Annotated in this window: 14 protein-coding genes; 13 read left to right on the forward strand and 1 reads right to left on the reverse strand. The window is 46.9% G+C overall.

The genetic code is table 11. The features are described from left to right. Nucleotides 1–23 precede the first annotated feature (23 nt). The 11 genes from WA407_RS11350 to WA407_RS11400 all read left to right on the forward strand — a co-directional run bounded on the left by WA407_RS11350 (nucleotide 24) and on the right by WA407_RS11400 (nucleotide 9,320). Complete coding sequence (locus WA407_RS11350) at nucleotides 24–836, forward strand: helix-turn-helix transcriptional regulator (RefSeq protein WP_061829088.1); 813 nt, start codon at nucleotides 24–26, stop codon at nucleotides 834–836. Between the two features lie 105 nt (nucleotides 837–941). Continuing rightward, on the forward strand, nucleotides 942–1,898 hold the full coding sequence (locus WA407_RS11355) for an aldo/keto reductase (RefSeq protein WP_336077389.1): 957 nt from the start codon (nucleotides 942–944) through the stop codon (nucleotides 1,896–1,898). A gap of 255 nt (nucleotides 1,899–2,153) precedes the next feature. After that, nucleotides 2,154–2,645 (forward strand): 8-oxo-dGTP diphosphatase, encoded by a 492-nt coding sequence (locus WA407_RS11360; RefSeq protein ID WP_028542993.1) that lies wholly within the window; start codon nucleotides 2,154–2,156, stop codon nucleotides 2,643–2,645. A gap of 2 nt (nucleotides 2,646–2,647) precedes the next feature. After that, the gene (locus WA407_RS11365; RefSeq protein ID WP_254326463.1) at nucleotides 2,648–3,655 is read left to right on the forward strand and encodes a phosphotransferase family protein; all 1,008 of its coding nucleotides are present in this window, start codon (nucleotides 2,648–2,650) and stop codon (nucleotides 3,653–3,655) included. A 38-nt stretch (nucleotides 3,656–3,693) separates the two neighbouring features. Next, entirely contained in the window at nucleotides 3,694–4,215 is a 522-nt protein-coding gene (locus tag WA407_RS11370; RefSeq protein WP_336077390.1) for a GNAT family N-acetyltransferase, read from the forward strand. 28 nt (nucleotides 4,216–4,243) lie between these two features. Beyond that, nucleotides 4,244–4,693, forward strand: coding sequence for a hypothetical protein (locus tag WA407_RS11375; protein ID WP_336077391.1), 450 nt, complete (start codon nucleotides 4,244–4,246; stop codon nucleotides 4,691–4,693). A 189-nt stretch (nucleotides 4,694–4,882) separates the two neighbouring features. Next, nucleotides 4,883–5,917: an NAD(P)/FAD-dependent oxidoreductase gene (locus tag WA407_RS11380; RefSeq protein WP_336077392.1), complete on the forward strand. Its 1,035-nt coding sequence runs from the start codon at nucleotides 4,883–4,885 to the stop codon at nucleotides 5,915–5,917. Nucleotides 5,918–6,167: 250 nt separating this feature from the next. Then, nucleotides 6,168–6,833, forward strand: a complete 666-nt coding sequence (locus tag WA407_RS11385; protein ID WP_336077393.1) for an HD domain-containing protein — start codon at nucleotides 6,168–6,170, stop codon at nucleotides 6,831–6,833. Nucleotides 6,834–7,003: 170 nt separating this feature from the next. After that, nucleotides 7,004–8,065, forward strand: coding sequence for an SPFH domain-containing protein (locus WA407_RS11390; protein ID WP_235307848.1), 1,062 nt, complete (start codon nucleotides 7,004–7,006; stop codon nucleotides 8,063–8,065). Continuing rightward, nucleotides 8,062–9,063: a sugar kinase gene (locus tag WA407_RS11395; protein ID WP_235307849.1), complete on the forward strand. Its 1,002-nt coding sequence runs from the start codon at nucleotides 8,062–8,064 to the stop codon at nucleotides 9,061–9,063. Before WA407_RS11390 ends, WA407_RS11395 begins: the two co-directional genes overlap by 4 nt. Before the next feature lie 77 nt (nucleotides 9,064–9,140). Then, nucleotides 9,141–9,320 (forward strand): hypothetical protein, encoded by a 180-nt coding sequence (locus tag WA407_RS11400; protein WP_013309345.1) that lies wholly within the window; start codon nucleotides 9,141–9,143, stop codon nucleotides 9,318–9,320. 76 nt (nucleotides 9,321–9,396) lie between these two features. Here the strand turns inward: WA407_RS11400 and WA407_RS11405 are convergent, their stop codons facing one another. Continuing rightward, nucleotides 9,397–10,488, reverse strand: a complete 1,092-nt coding sequence (locus WA407_RS11405) for a LuxR C-terminal-related transcriptional regulator (RefSeq protein ID WP_336077394.1) — start codon at nucleotides 10,486–10,488, stop codon at nucleotides 9,397–9,399. A 172-nt stretch (nucleotides 10,489–10,660) separates the two neighbouring features. Here WA407_RS11405 and WA407_RS11410 point away from each other — a divergent pair, with 172 nt between their 5' ends. Together WA407_RS11410 and WA407_RS11415 are read left to right on the forward strand one after the other, a co-directional pair. Beyond that, entirely contained in the window at nucleotides 10,661–11,227 is a 567-nt protein-coding gene (locus WA407_RS11410) for a class I SAM-dependent methyltransferase (protein ID WP_254327671.1), read from the forward strand. Continuing rightward, a complete protein-coding gene (locus WA407_RS11415) occupies nucleotides 11,214–12,299 on the forward strand; it encodes a saccharopine dehydrogenase family protein (protein WP_336077395.1) in 1,086 nt (361 codons plus the stop codon). Before WA407_RS11410 ends, WA407_RS11415 begins: the two co-directional genes overlap by 14 nt. Nucleotides 12,300–12,425: the final 126 nt, after the last annotated feature.

The following is a 12,425-nucleotide window of genomic DNA, read 5'->3' on the forward strand; positions in this document are numbered from 1 at the left end:
ATTGATTGGAAAAGAGGTGACACATGTCTAATGATTATAGTAAATCGAAAACGTTGGGAGCTTTTCTGAAATCACGTAGAAATCGACTTCAACCAGAGCAGGCAGGCCTTAGACTTTCACAGGGTCAGCGAAGAACACCGGGGCTTCGCCGAGAAGAAGTTGCTATGCTGGCAGGTGTCAGTGCGACGTATTACACATGGCTGGAACAAGGTAGAGAAGTAACAGCATCTAAGGAAGTTATCGAAAGTATAGGAGAAGCTCTACAATTAACTCATGATGAGAGAGCACATCTAATTCAATTGTGGAATCCCAATGAGACGGTTGCTATTTCGCCCATCCATACAACGCTGAATCCACAGTGGCAACATATTATTGATCAGTTGTCCTATCCTTCCTTCATCAGCAATGAGAAAGCGGAAGTGCTTGCTTGGAATAGCGCGGCGAATGAGGTCATTACCGATTTTTCTTCCCTGTCTATTTCTGAACGTGTCATGATTCGTTTATTGTTCGTGGATTCCGAATTACGTCGTCGAATGGTTAACTGGGAAGAATTTGCGTCCTATTCGGTAGCTGTTTTTAGAACCTATTATGACAAGTATTTAGGAGATCCTTGGTTTGAGGAGACGGTAGAACGGCTACGTGTGGAAAGTATGGAGTTTGACACCATGTGGAAGCTGCATCATATCCAGCTCAAAAAAGTGAATCGGGTTTCCTTTCAAATCCCTGGCGCTGTGGAGGCAGTTTCCTATGATATTAATTCTTTAGCAAGCATTACGGACCAACCGGGTCTGCACTTTTGTATCTACACGCCAGTAAGCCAATCCTCTGCCTGGTAATCTTGTTACTAGTATAAACGTACTGTGGTTGCCTCCATATGGGTCCATTAGAATGAGTACATGTTCATTCCATCCATTTACCCAAAGAAAAGAGGGAACCATGATATGCTGAAAAGGAAATTGGGACATGAAGGGCTGGAGGTATCAGCTCTGGGCCTTGGCACGATGATGATGCCGAACAACGAGGAGTCGGTGCGTACACTTCAGGGAGCGCTGGACCTTGGTGTAACGCTGTTTGATACAGCAGATCTTTATGGTGAGGAATACGCACAGCAGAAGTTCGGCGGCAATGAGAAGCTGGTTGGACGTGCGCTCAAGGGTCGTCGGGAGGAGGCCGTGATTGCCACTAAATTCGGAATCACGCACACTCAGGGGCCCAAAGGAGATCCGGCATATATTAAAAAATCCGTGGACGCCAGTCTATTTCATCTGGGGATTGATTATATCGACCTGTATTATCAGCATCGAGTCGATCCCAATACTCCGATTGAAGAGACCGTCGGAACGATGGCCGATTTGGTTAAGGAAGGGAAAATCCGTTATATCGGCTTGTCGGAAGCGTCGGCTGAACAGATCCGCCGCGCGCATGCGGTGCATCCAATTAGCGCGGTAGAAACCGAATATTCCTTGTGGAGCAGAGAAGTGGAAGATGATGTTCTTCCGCTACTGAACGAATTGGGAATCGGCTTCGTACCCTACAGTCCACTGGGTCGAGGTTTCCTCACGGGACAGATCAAGAAATTTGACGATCTGCCAGAGGATGATTACCGCCGTCATTTTCCACGCTTCCAAGGCGAGAATTTCCACAAAAATCTAGAAGTTGTCCTCCTGATCGAAAAACTGGCTGCCCAAAAAGGCTGTACTTCTGCTCAGTTGGGGCTGGCATGGCTGCTGGCGCAAGGCGACCATATCGTTCCGATTCCGGGAACGAAGAGACTGGAAAGAGTGCGTGAAAATCTTGGTGCTCTACAGATCTCCTTGTCGGAAGCAGAGCTTCAAGAGATTGAGCGCATTTCGCCTAAAGGCTTCGCAGCAGGTTCTCGTTATCCGGGGCGTGTCTAGAAAACTGATTATTGGCATGATGGATAAGACCGTTCCTTTCTGGAGTCGCTTGGTAGTACCAACGGCTTTGCAGAAAGGCGGTCTTTTTTTTACTGATTTTGACCGACTTAGGCATGAGTTTTCTAATCTAGTCTATGGTTAGAGTTATTGCGCTCTACAAAATAACGCGTTAAAGTATGGTGAATACCATATTTAACCACAATATGTCGGTGAGAAAGTTAAAAGCTAGATCATGAATCGTGAATAAAGAAAGGTATGATCGGATTGACAACAGAAGTGACACACAAAATATATACCATGTGTATGATTCAAGACGGAAGCAAGGTATTGCTTATGAATAGACCCAATCGAAAGGGGTTTCCGGGTTATATTGCTCCAGGAGGAAAAGTAGAGTTTCCAGAAAGCATTGTGAATGGGGCCATTCGTGAAGTAAAGGAAGAAACGGGCTTAACCGTGACGGAAATTGTATTTAAAGGAATCGACGAATATTGTGATCCAAGTCAAGGGCTGAGGTATATGGTCTTTAACTATTTGGCTACAGCCACTGAAGGTGAACTATTAAAAAATCCCCCCGAGGGGGAACTGCTGTGGGTCGATATGAAGGAAGCGCTAAATCTGCCGATGCAGGATTGGTTTAAGCGGAGATTTCCATTGTTTTTCGAGCCGGGAACGTTTGAGGTTAGTTTCGTTTGGCTGGCAGATACGGATGAAACCCTGGAAGCAACGATTAAGAGCTATGGTGTGTAGAGATGACGACGACCATTTATTTTTCGTCTAATCGGCTAGGTGAGGTAACAAATGACCAAATGCAAAGGATGCTGAATCGTTTTGATTTGGGACGTTTGCTGTCTTACGAAAAAACGGCAGAAGGTGTCCTAGGGCAAACCCTCTATGTTTCCTCAACGGCTGGGCAGTTTGTGCTGAAGGGGAACCCGCTTTTTCTAGGGCAATGGATAGAAGAAAAGTTTATGGTGGAGCAAATACAGACACGGACTTCAATTCCCGTGCCAACACCGTATCTTGTGGATCATACGGAGGACATTTTTGGCTGGAGCTATGCAGTTATGCCCCGTCTATACGGTCAGCATATACATACACCTGAGTTGCAAGCAAAGCTGACCTCGCTGGATAAACAGCAAATGGCTGAAATGCTTGCTAATGTTCTGTTGGAGCTTCATAGCTGGAAGCTTAAGAACAGTGGAGAGCTGGATACAACAACTCTAGCCATTCGTCCTTTTGAAGTTTCTTATCGAGTATGGTTGTATGGGCGAATTCGATATTGGCTAGAAGATGCCCAAAAATACTCGGACATTTCTGTACAGGATATGGAATGGGTAGAGGAAATATTGGAAGGCTCTCGTCAAGCATTCGATCAGCTGGAAGCTGCCACCTTTGTGATGGGGGATTTTAAACCGCAAAATTTTCTTGTACAGAATGGGGATAAGGGTTGGAGAGTCAGTGGTCTTTTTGATTTTACGACAGCCTATTTTGGGGATGGGATTGCCGACCTTCCGAAAATAACCACCATGTATCTGGAGAATGGCGAAGAAGAGTTGGCAAAAGGTTTTCTTACTGCTTACGCACAAGGAATGGAAGCTAAAGAAGGATTTACTGAGCGTTTCCGGGTGCATATGCTGCATCAGCAGGTTCTAAACTGGGGATGTGCCAAAGCGATGAAGCAAGTCACCTGGGATGATAAGCTCTCTTTTGCAGATTGGGCGCAAAAGTTCATAGATATTGAGGTATATAAGCAATAGCAGATGAATTGAACGTTTAAAGAGGAGGCCGTGAGTGGATGCAGACCGTCAGATTGGTAAAGCCGGATCAGGACTGGAAGGAGGCTTATCTTTCATTTTATGAGGAATGGAAAAAGAGTCAGGAGCATATGGTACCTTGTGTGATCTCTGTAGAGCCGTACGATTTTGAAGGTATGCTGACGTTTTTAAGTAATCAGGAAAATGGAATGAACCTGTCTGAAGGCTGGGTCAAAAGCTCAACATACTGGCTTGTGAATGCGAATGAACAGGTTGTGGGAGCAGTGAATATCAGACATGACCTTAACGAACACCTAATGAATGCCGGAGGTCATATTGGTTACGGTATCCGTCCTTCTGCACGAGGGAACAGGTACGCTGTAACTATGTTGGCCTTGGCATTGGAAAAAGCAAAAGAACTGGGGATTTCCCGAGCTCTGGTCGTATGTGACTCTGATAATATCAGCTCCAAAAGAACGATCCTGCGAAACGGCGGAACGCCGGACAAGGATTACATAGAGGAAGACGGAAACCGTGTAAACCGGTTTTGGATCGAACTGTGAGTGAGAAAGAGGGGAACGCGAGAAGCTCATGAAATTATGGCCTGAATATGCGCAAAACATTATTGTTGGTGTTATTTTTGAAGGGAAATGGAACTGGTATGTGACGGAAAGAGAGTATTGGTTTCTGACTATCGAAATGGAGGAACGGTTCGGTATCGCTATTTTGGATGAAACCACAGCGGGAGCATTTTTGGATCACATCTGTGAATATAAGGTGGCTACAGGGGAACTAACTTCAATGCTTCAGTTGCTGGATGAGGCTATTCAGCATCAGGATGAATTGTTGGAGTTCTGTCCTGCTCTGTATGTTAACTTTGACGAGAAAGTTCTCTATTCGCTATTTCCTGAGCCAGCTTCGTATGAACACTATGTCCCAGCGGGGTGGAAAGGGGAATATCAAGACTTTTTGAACGAGGTACCTTCATCTGAACGGTATTGGATGATCGATGGAAGTAATTTTTTTGAGAAATTCACTTGATAGGACGAAGGAGGAAATGAAAATATGGATTCTTCCATGCATGAGTAGCTTTATAAACCTATAAAATATAGTTCTAAGGTCACGAAAAACTCTGTAATGGTCATGTTTTTATTTCTTAATTGATATTGATAATTATTATCACTTATAATAGGAGCAGAGATATTACGCTATGATAGGGAGAGTTGCAGAGTGACAGTATCCTTGGAATTATATGATGTAACGATCATCGGCGGTGGTCCTGCCGGTATGTATACCGTATTTTACAGTGGAATGAGAGATATGAAGACCAAGCTGATCGAAGCCAAGCATGAGCTGGGCGGACGGATGCGCATATACCCAGAGAAGATGATATGGGATGTCGGGGGGGTTACCCCGGTTTTATGTGAAAAGCTGATTGATCAGCTGGAGCAGCAGGCGCGGACGTTCGAGCCTACCATTGTGCTGGGACAGCAGATCACTGGTTTGGATCGGCAAGAGGATGGCACGTTCCTGCTAACTTCTGCCACAGGGGAACAGCATTGGACACGCACGATCGTTCTGGCAGTAGGCTATGGTATTCTCAAAATGGCTAAGCTGGAGATTGAGGGGGCAGACCGCTATGAGGTTACGAACCTGCATTATACTGTACAAGAGCTGGAGCCATTCCGGGGCAAGCACGTCCTGATTTCCGGTGGGGGCGACTCAGCAGTGGATTGGGCGAATGAGCTGGAGTCTATTGCGGCGAGTGTGACCGTCGTACATCGTCGGGATCACTTTGGCGGACATGAGAAAAATGTAGCTCGTATGAAATCATCTTCGGTCCGTGTTCTCACACCATACGCGGTGAGTCAGCTACATAGCAACAATGGAGAGACGATTGAACAGGTGACGATCAGTCATGTAGATACGGACGAAATACAGGTGTTGAATGTCGATGCAGTCATCGTAAATCATGGACTAAAATCCGATTTCGGCCCGCTTCGGGATTGGGGGCTGGATATGGGTGAGTGGCATGCCCGAGTGAGCGAAAAACTGGAGACGAATCTACCAGGGATTTTCGCGGCAGGCGATTTTGTTGAGTACGGAAGCAAGTTGTATCTGATTGCCGGTGCGTTCACAGATGCCGCCCTTGCACTGAACAGCGCGAAGTTGCACATTGATCCAGCAGCTGACAAAGCGGCATATGTATCTTCTCATAACAGCCGCTTTAAGGAGAAGAACCGCGAGCTTGGTGTCGTGGAGTAGAGTAAGATACGGAATTAAGTTAAATAGGATCGGGTTTAGATAGACAAACGAAAAAGGACTTCCGCGACTACGATTGATGTGGTTTTGGAGGTTCTTTTTTTGTCACGTTACTGACTTCTCGTTCTAAAGGTTGGATGCCATACACCCTATAGAATAAAATGAAGAATGATTCGTAGTAAGCAAATGGACAAGCATTAAAAAATTAAACGAACCTACCATAGAAAGTATGGACGGGATTGAAAGGTGACATATGAAGAGACGAACGGAGCAACAGGAAGCGATGATGGCAGATATTATTCAAAAGGCGGAGCCGTATGTACAGCAACAGCTGGAGCATGACCACAGTGGTCACGATTGGTGGCATATAGACCGGGTGAGAAAGCTGTCCCTTAAAATTGCTGCCAAAGAGGGCGCAGATTCGTTTATTTGTGAGCTGGCAGCACTGCTGCATGATGTAGCGGATGAAAAATTAAATGATTCCAAACAAGCCGGACTAGATAAAGTAGAGCAGTGGCTGCGTCTGCATATCAGCGATCCGAATGTAATCACGCACGTGATGACCATTATTGCTACGATGTCCTACAATGGTGGACAAAACCCGCCTATGGAGACGCTGGAAGGTCAAGTAGTGCAGGATGCGGATCGGTTGGATGCTCTTGGAGCGATTGGGATTGCAAGAACCTTTATGTATGCAGGCTCAAAAGGCAGTATGATGCATCACCCGGATAAAGACTTTTCACAGCATGAGTATCGTGCCGCAGGTAAAAGTGCCATATACCATTTTTACGAAAAGCTACTCAAGCTCAAAGATTTAATGAATACCACTTATGCCCGAGAGCTGGCGGAGGTTCGGCATCAATGGATGGAGATGTACTTGGAGCAATTTTATAGAGAATGGAATGTGGATAATAAATAAAGTGTTTCAATAAGGCTGTTTCCTCTAACCGAGTATATCGGAGGGGAAACAGCCTTTATTTTTTTATAAATGTCATATTGATATTATTGAAAATGTGTGTTATTTTAATGTTAATAACAAAATGATAATAACATAATATTATAAACTATAAAGAAAGCGGGGAAACGGCTATGTTTGGATTTAATTTTGTTAAATTTCAGCCCAGTGAATATGTGATGAAGGTGAAAAACGGGAAGGTGGTTCGGGAGGGTGTTGGATTATCTTTTTATTATTACGCCCCGACCACCTCGGTCGTCGTCGTGCCCGTCTCTTCCATTGATGTACCGTTCATGTTTGAGGATATGACGAATGATTTTCAGGCGGTGACGGTGCAGGGGCAACTGACTTATCGAATTGTAGATTATCGGAGAACGACGCAGATTTTAAACTATACGTATGACTTGAAGGAACGACGCTACATTTCGGATGATCCGAGTAAGCTGGCCCAACGGGTGATTAACATCGCCAAAGTGCTCACCAAAAAGTATTTGGAGCGTGTCCCGCTCAAAGAAGCTGTTCAGTCCAGTGAACGTCTGGCCCAAAACATGACGAAGGATATTGCTCAGCATACGGAAATGGAAAAGCTCGGCATTGAGGTTATGGGGTTGTCGATTTTGGCGATTCTACCCAATAAGGAGACGATGAGAGCGCTGGAGGCTCAAGCGAGGGAAGAGATTCTTCGCAACGCGGATCACGCTTTGTATGAGCGTCGTAATGCATCTATTGAGCAAGAGCGGCGTGTGAAGGAAAACGAGCTGAACACCGAGATTGCAGTGGAGACGAAAAAGAAACAAATCCGCGAAACTCAACTTGATGCCGAGCGTTCTGTGAAGCAAAAGCAAAGCGAGATGAAAGAGGAGCAGCTACGATTTGACACGGCCTTGGAGGAGAAAAAGCGCGAGCTGATTGAGCTGACCGTAACGAATAAAAAGGCAGAAGCCGATGCCAAGGCCTACGAGCTGACAGCAGTCATGAAATCGTTGCAGGATGTTGAGCCGAACGTACTTCAAGCTATGGCCAACATGGATATGAGCCCGGATAAGCTAATTGCGATAGCATTCCAGGAGCTTGCAAAAAATGCAGGGAAAATCGGTCAGCTGAATATTACACCGGATCTGCTGCAAGGTCTCATGTCAGATACGGGAGCAAGCGGATCAGCAGGATCGAGAGGGTCTGGAGGAAGAACACGATGAGCAGCCGAATGACAGAGCAAAAGATCATTTTAGTGAAGCGTAAAACGCGACTGGAGGAACTGATTGTTCGATACAATACGGTGCAGCAGGCTCGCTTCTTTATGGAACGGCTGGGTGCGGATTTCAGTGATTATGTGCTGGAGGACGAAAATTACCGCAGGGCGGTGGCAACGGCTACGTCGGAGTTAACGGCCTTGGGTCGAGTTCAGATTGTGGAGCGGGAGCATGTGCCGAACTTTATTTTTGGGGAGCAGGATACAGTGGTGGTGCTGGGTCAGGATGGGCTGGTAGCCAACACGTTAAAATATTTGACCGAGCAGCCGCTTATCGGTGTGAATCCAGATCCATTGCGCTGGGACGGGGTATTGCTGCCGTTTACTGTATCCGACCTGCGCTGGGTGGTGCCGGATGTGTTCGTGCACAGACGGCCAATTAAGGAAGTTACGCTGGCTAAGGCCCAATTAAATGATGGCCAATCCTTGTATGCTGTAAATGATTTGTTCATTGGGCGCAAAACTCATGTCTCCGCGAGATATGAGCTAAGACTGGAGGATCAGGTAGAGCAGCAATCCTCCAGCGGCATTATCGTTTCAACCGGATTGGGAGCGACAGGCTGGCTGACCAGCGTGCTTGCTGGAGCGGCCGGGATTGTCGGCAGTGCTACACGGCATCCAATCTCGCTGACTCCAGGCCAGCTGATGCCAGGTGCAGCCTTCAGTCAGGAAGGGGCAGCAGACGGAACGAGTCAGGATCATCGTGCAACCTGGAGTTTGCCATCGCTTTATTTTACGGTGAGAGAACCCTTCCCCAGTCGAACGACTGCTGCGGATCTTGTGTTTGGTCAGGTAGCAGCCGAAAAGCCGTTACGGATTGCATCGCAGATGCCGGAAAATGGAGTTATTTTCAGCGATGGAGTGGAAAGCGACTTTCTGGAGTTTAATGCTGGCATTGAGGCAACCATTGAACCAGCGGAGAAAAAAGGGCATCTGGTCGTGTAGAGGTTTGTACAGGACGGCAATGGGTAATTATGAGTAAGGTACAACCATCAGATGAAATTAAAAAAGGAGGAATCAACATGAGCGATCACACTCAAGACGAAGCGAAAATCCGCAACAAGAAGGACGAGGACGGAGATTCCTTGATGGAGAAAACGAAGCTGGAAAATGGCGTGGATATCGAGCCTGAGGCGGATGAATGGATTGCGAAGCCCTCACCAGTATCATACGATGATACGAACTCCTCTTCGAAGAAATAAGGCTCTTGTGTCCAAATAGAGCAGTGAAGCAAAGACAGATGACCCCTAATTGGGTCATCTGTCTTTTTTACATAGGTTAGTTGAATCTGGAATATACCTTCCATACGAGCTCACGACGGCTGCTTACATCTGTTTTCAAGAAAATCGCTTTCAGATGATCCTGCACCGTGTAGGCAGTAATATGAAGTGCGCTGGCCAGCTCCTTGGTCGAAAAGCCTTGAACAATGAGCTGGACAATTTGTCTCTCTCGTTCGGACCATGAGTACACCTCGGTCATAAGCGGCAGCATGTCAGTTGCTTTAGCAGCCTCAAACCATACGGCTAGCTGTTTCTGGCCCGTATGCTCCTGTCCGCCTTGCAAAAGGGTGGCCCTGATGGTTACCCATGGGGTTCCTGCGTCTGCGGAAGGGATACATAATCGGGCTGGTGCAGTGGCAGTGGATAGCGCTCGCAAGCATACCGCCCGGACAGGAGCCGGAAGGCTGTCTTCATGGATTCCCTCCTGCTGCCGAAGCAGCTGTAGCCACTGCTCTGCTACTGTATTGGATGCGATCGGTTCTAGCTTATCAGAAAGTATGAGAACTCCTGGTTCAAGTTCATTTTCCGTAATCATGGCAGGGGCTGGAGATAGACCGACACTGGCCTGACGCAGATGGTAGGCTATGGACGGCGCTAACGCTTCAAGCAGTTGTTGCTCTTCCACGCTGAATACAGGCTTTCCATGATGACGGAACAACGTAAGAAATCCCCAACAGCTCCCTTTGTACATAAACGGAACACGTAGCTCGTCCCCGAATCCGGCGGGTTGCAAAACATCTCTATATCGTGTGCTCCGATCCGGTTGGCCTTGTGTAGACCCATGTAGCGTCGCTACAGACTGTCCTTCTCGCACCAACTGATCATACTTCATCATATCGTCGTGCAGATATTCGTATTCTAGCAGTTTGTTATGAATGTCCTCCACACCCGATTCTGTAAATGCCCCCGTGGAAAGCAGCGTACGCGGATCTACTGAGGTACAGCACGCCGCATCGAAAGCAACCTGAGTACGCAAGCGTTCGATTAGGGTGTGCTTGTACGTTAGGGATGAGGGGGCTTTTTTCCCCAGATCCATGATCTGCTGTCGAGCGTCCTTAAGTTGTGCAAATGGCGTGTAATGTGCGTTCATCATTTACTCCTATCGTGAAAGCTGGAGGTTCTCAAGCGCGATTATTAAATCCCACATTTATGGGATGGTGGATATTCGTATTGTCTTTATAATTGAGAATGATTCTTAATTAAATCAACAATAAACGAATGGTCTGAGAAGATCAAGGCTAAATGTTTGGAGGAAAGCACATATGAAACAAACCCCTATTGGAAATACGGACTCAAATCAACCGATGAGCTGGAATCATCCGAATGTGCATAAGTACGCGGATACGATTGCTTTAAAAATACCTGGATATGCTCATTTGTACGAGATGACAGACTGTTTGATAGCCGCACAACTTGGGGCACAAGCTCATATTCGAAATATAGATCCAAATGTGCTAATTGTCGGAGCTGGAGGCGGCCAGGAATTGATTACGCTCGGAGAGCGCCATGAAGCATGGTCCTTTACGGCAGTTGATCCCTCCGAGCATATGCTGGATTTGGCACGTAAGCGTGTGACACATGCGGGCATCAGTTCAACAATATCATTTGTTGCAGGTACGTTGGAAGAGTCATCCAGAGGACCGTCACTGGAGGATTGGGAACGATTCGCTGCTTCCATCGGTCGTGAGTCAAACCCGGTGTCCAATGCGGCAATACAGGAACTGTTGATAGATGCAGGCTTTACCCACATTACCCGGTATTATGGCGCTTTTTTAGTAAATGCATGGTTTGCGGTTAAAGAGGGAGAGACGACTTATGACAAAGGATAACATCATCATCATTGGCGGGTATGGCCATGTTGGAAAAATTATATGCACGGAGTTAAGTGAAATGTTTCCCGGCAAGGTATTTGCCGCAGGTCGTAGCCTGGAGCGGGCCACTGAATTTAGTAGACAATCGAATGGTAAGATACGGCCCTTGCAGCTAAATATTCATGAGCCGATGGACCCGTCGATATTAGAGCAAGCTAAATTGGTTATCATGTGTCTGGATCAGGACAATACGGCCTTGGTACGTGCCTGTCTTCAACATGGGGTGCATTACATGGATATTACAGCGAATGCGGCCTTTTTGAGTCAAGTGGAGCAGTGTCATCAAGAGGCCCGAGCTTATCAGGCCACAGCCCTGTTAAGTGTAGGATTAGCTCAGGGGCTGACCAATCTGTTGGCACTGCAAGCGACACAGCTCATGGATCAGACGGATGAGTTGAACATATCTTTGATGCTAGGCTTGGGAGATCAACACGGTCAGGCTGCCATTGAGTGGACAGTAGATCAGATTCATGCCGATTTGGAGGTTATAGAACAGGGACGCCTGGTGACTCGAAAAAGCTTTACTGACGGCATAGTGGCAGACTTTGGTGCAGGAGTGGGGCGCCATCGGGCGTATCGATTTCCTTTTTCGGATCAGCAGACACTTCCTCGTACGCTCAAAGTTCCTACCGTTAGCACACGCCTTTGCTTTGATTCGCGCTTGACCACCCGGCTTCTGGCAGGGCTTCGGACGATAGGAGTATCAGGTTTACTCCGACAGCAAACCGTGCGTGATGCAGTGGTTCGCAGCTTTGGCAAGGTACATATAGGAGGGAATGCTGTAGCGGTCAAGGTAGATGCCCGAGGAACGCTCAATGGCAAAGAGACGAAGGTTGAATGCCGGCTAAGGGGCCACCATCAGTCTGATTTAACCGCTAAGGCAGCCGTCTTTGCAGCGCTCGCCCTGTACCGTTCAGAACTTCCATACGGTGTATTTCACATGGAGCAGGTTTTTTCGTGGAATCGCATGCAGGCTTGGTTGGGGCAGCAAGTATCCGCAGATATTCAGGTGAACGGACAGCATGTATAGAAGTCATATTTTCAAATAAAGGACTCTCATATAATCCAAGCTTATTCAGCAACGCATTGCGGAGAGGTCTTGGATTTCTTTTCCTATTGAATTACACTAGAAAGGAGTACATATTTTTGGAAAAGA

The sequence above is a fragment of the Paenibacillus sp. 203 genome (assembly GCF_037027525.1).
Taxonomy (GTDB): domain Bacteria; phylum Bacillota; class Bacilli; order Paenibacillales; family Paenibacillaceae; genus Paenibacillus; species Paenibacillus polymyxa_B.

What these genes read in the sequence shown, in the direction of transcription:
- WA407_RS11390 (WP_235307848.1), top strand. Translation starts at nt 7,004, where the DNA reads ATGTTTGGATTTAATTTTGTTAAATTTCAGCCCAGTGAATATGTGATG.
- WA407_RS11410 (WP_254327671.1), top strand. Translation starts at nt 10,661, where the DNA reads ATGAAACAAACCCCTATTGGAAATACGGACTCAAATCAACCGATGAGC.
- WA407_RS11365 (WP_254326463.1), top strand. Translation starts at nt 2,648, where the DNA reads ATGACGACGACCATTTATTTTTCGTCTAATCGGCTAGGTGAGGTAACA.
- WA407_RS11350 (WP_061829088.1), top strand. Translation starts at nt 24, where the DNA reads ATGTCTAATGATTATAGTAAATCGAAAACGTTGGGAGCTTTTCTGAAA.
- WA407_RS11400 (WP_013309345.1), top strand. Translation starts at nt 9,141, where the DNA reads ATGAGCGATCACACTCAAGACGAAGCGAAAATCCGCAACAAGAAGGAC.
- WA407_RS11385 (WP_336077393.1), top strand. Translation starts at nt 6,168, where the DNA reads ATGAAGAGACGAACGGAGCAACAGGAAGCGATGATGGCAGATATTATT.
- WA407_RS11370 (WP_336077390.1), top strand. Translation starts at nt 3,694, where the DNA reads ATGCAGACCGTCAGATTGGTAAAGCCGGATCAGGACTGGAAGGAGGCT.
- WA407_RS11405 (WP_336077394.1), bottom strand. Translation starts at nt 10,488, where the DNA reads ATGAACGCACATTACACGCCATTTGCACAACTTAAGGACGCTCGACAG.
- WA407_RS11415 (WP_336077395.1), top strand. Translation starts at nt 11,214, where the DNA reads ATGACAAAGGATAACATCATCATCATTGGCGGGTATGGCCATGTTGGA.
- WA407_RS11395 (WP_235307849.1), top strand. Translation starts at nt 8,062, where the DNA reads ATGAGCAGCCGAATGACAGAGCAAAAGATCATTTTAGTGAAGCGTAAA.
- WA407_RS11360 (WP_028542993.1), top strand. Translation starts at nt 2,154, where the DNA reads ATGATCGGATTGACAACAGAAGTGACACACAAAATATATACCATGTGT.
- WA407_RS11355 (WP_336077389.1), top strand. Translation starts at nt 942, where the DNA reads ATGCTGAAAAGGAAATTGGGACATGAAGGGCTGGAGGTATCAGCTCTG.
- WA407_RS11375 (WP_336077391.1), top strand. Translation starts at nt 4,244, where the DNA reads ATGAAATTATGGCCTGAATATGCGCAAAACATTATTGTTGGTGTTATT.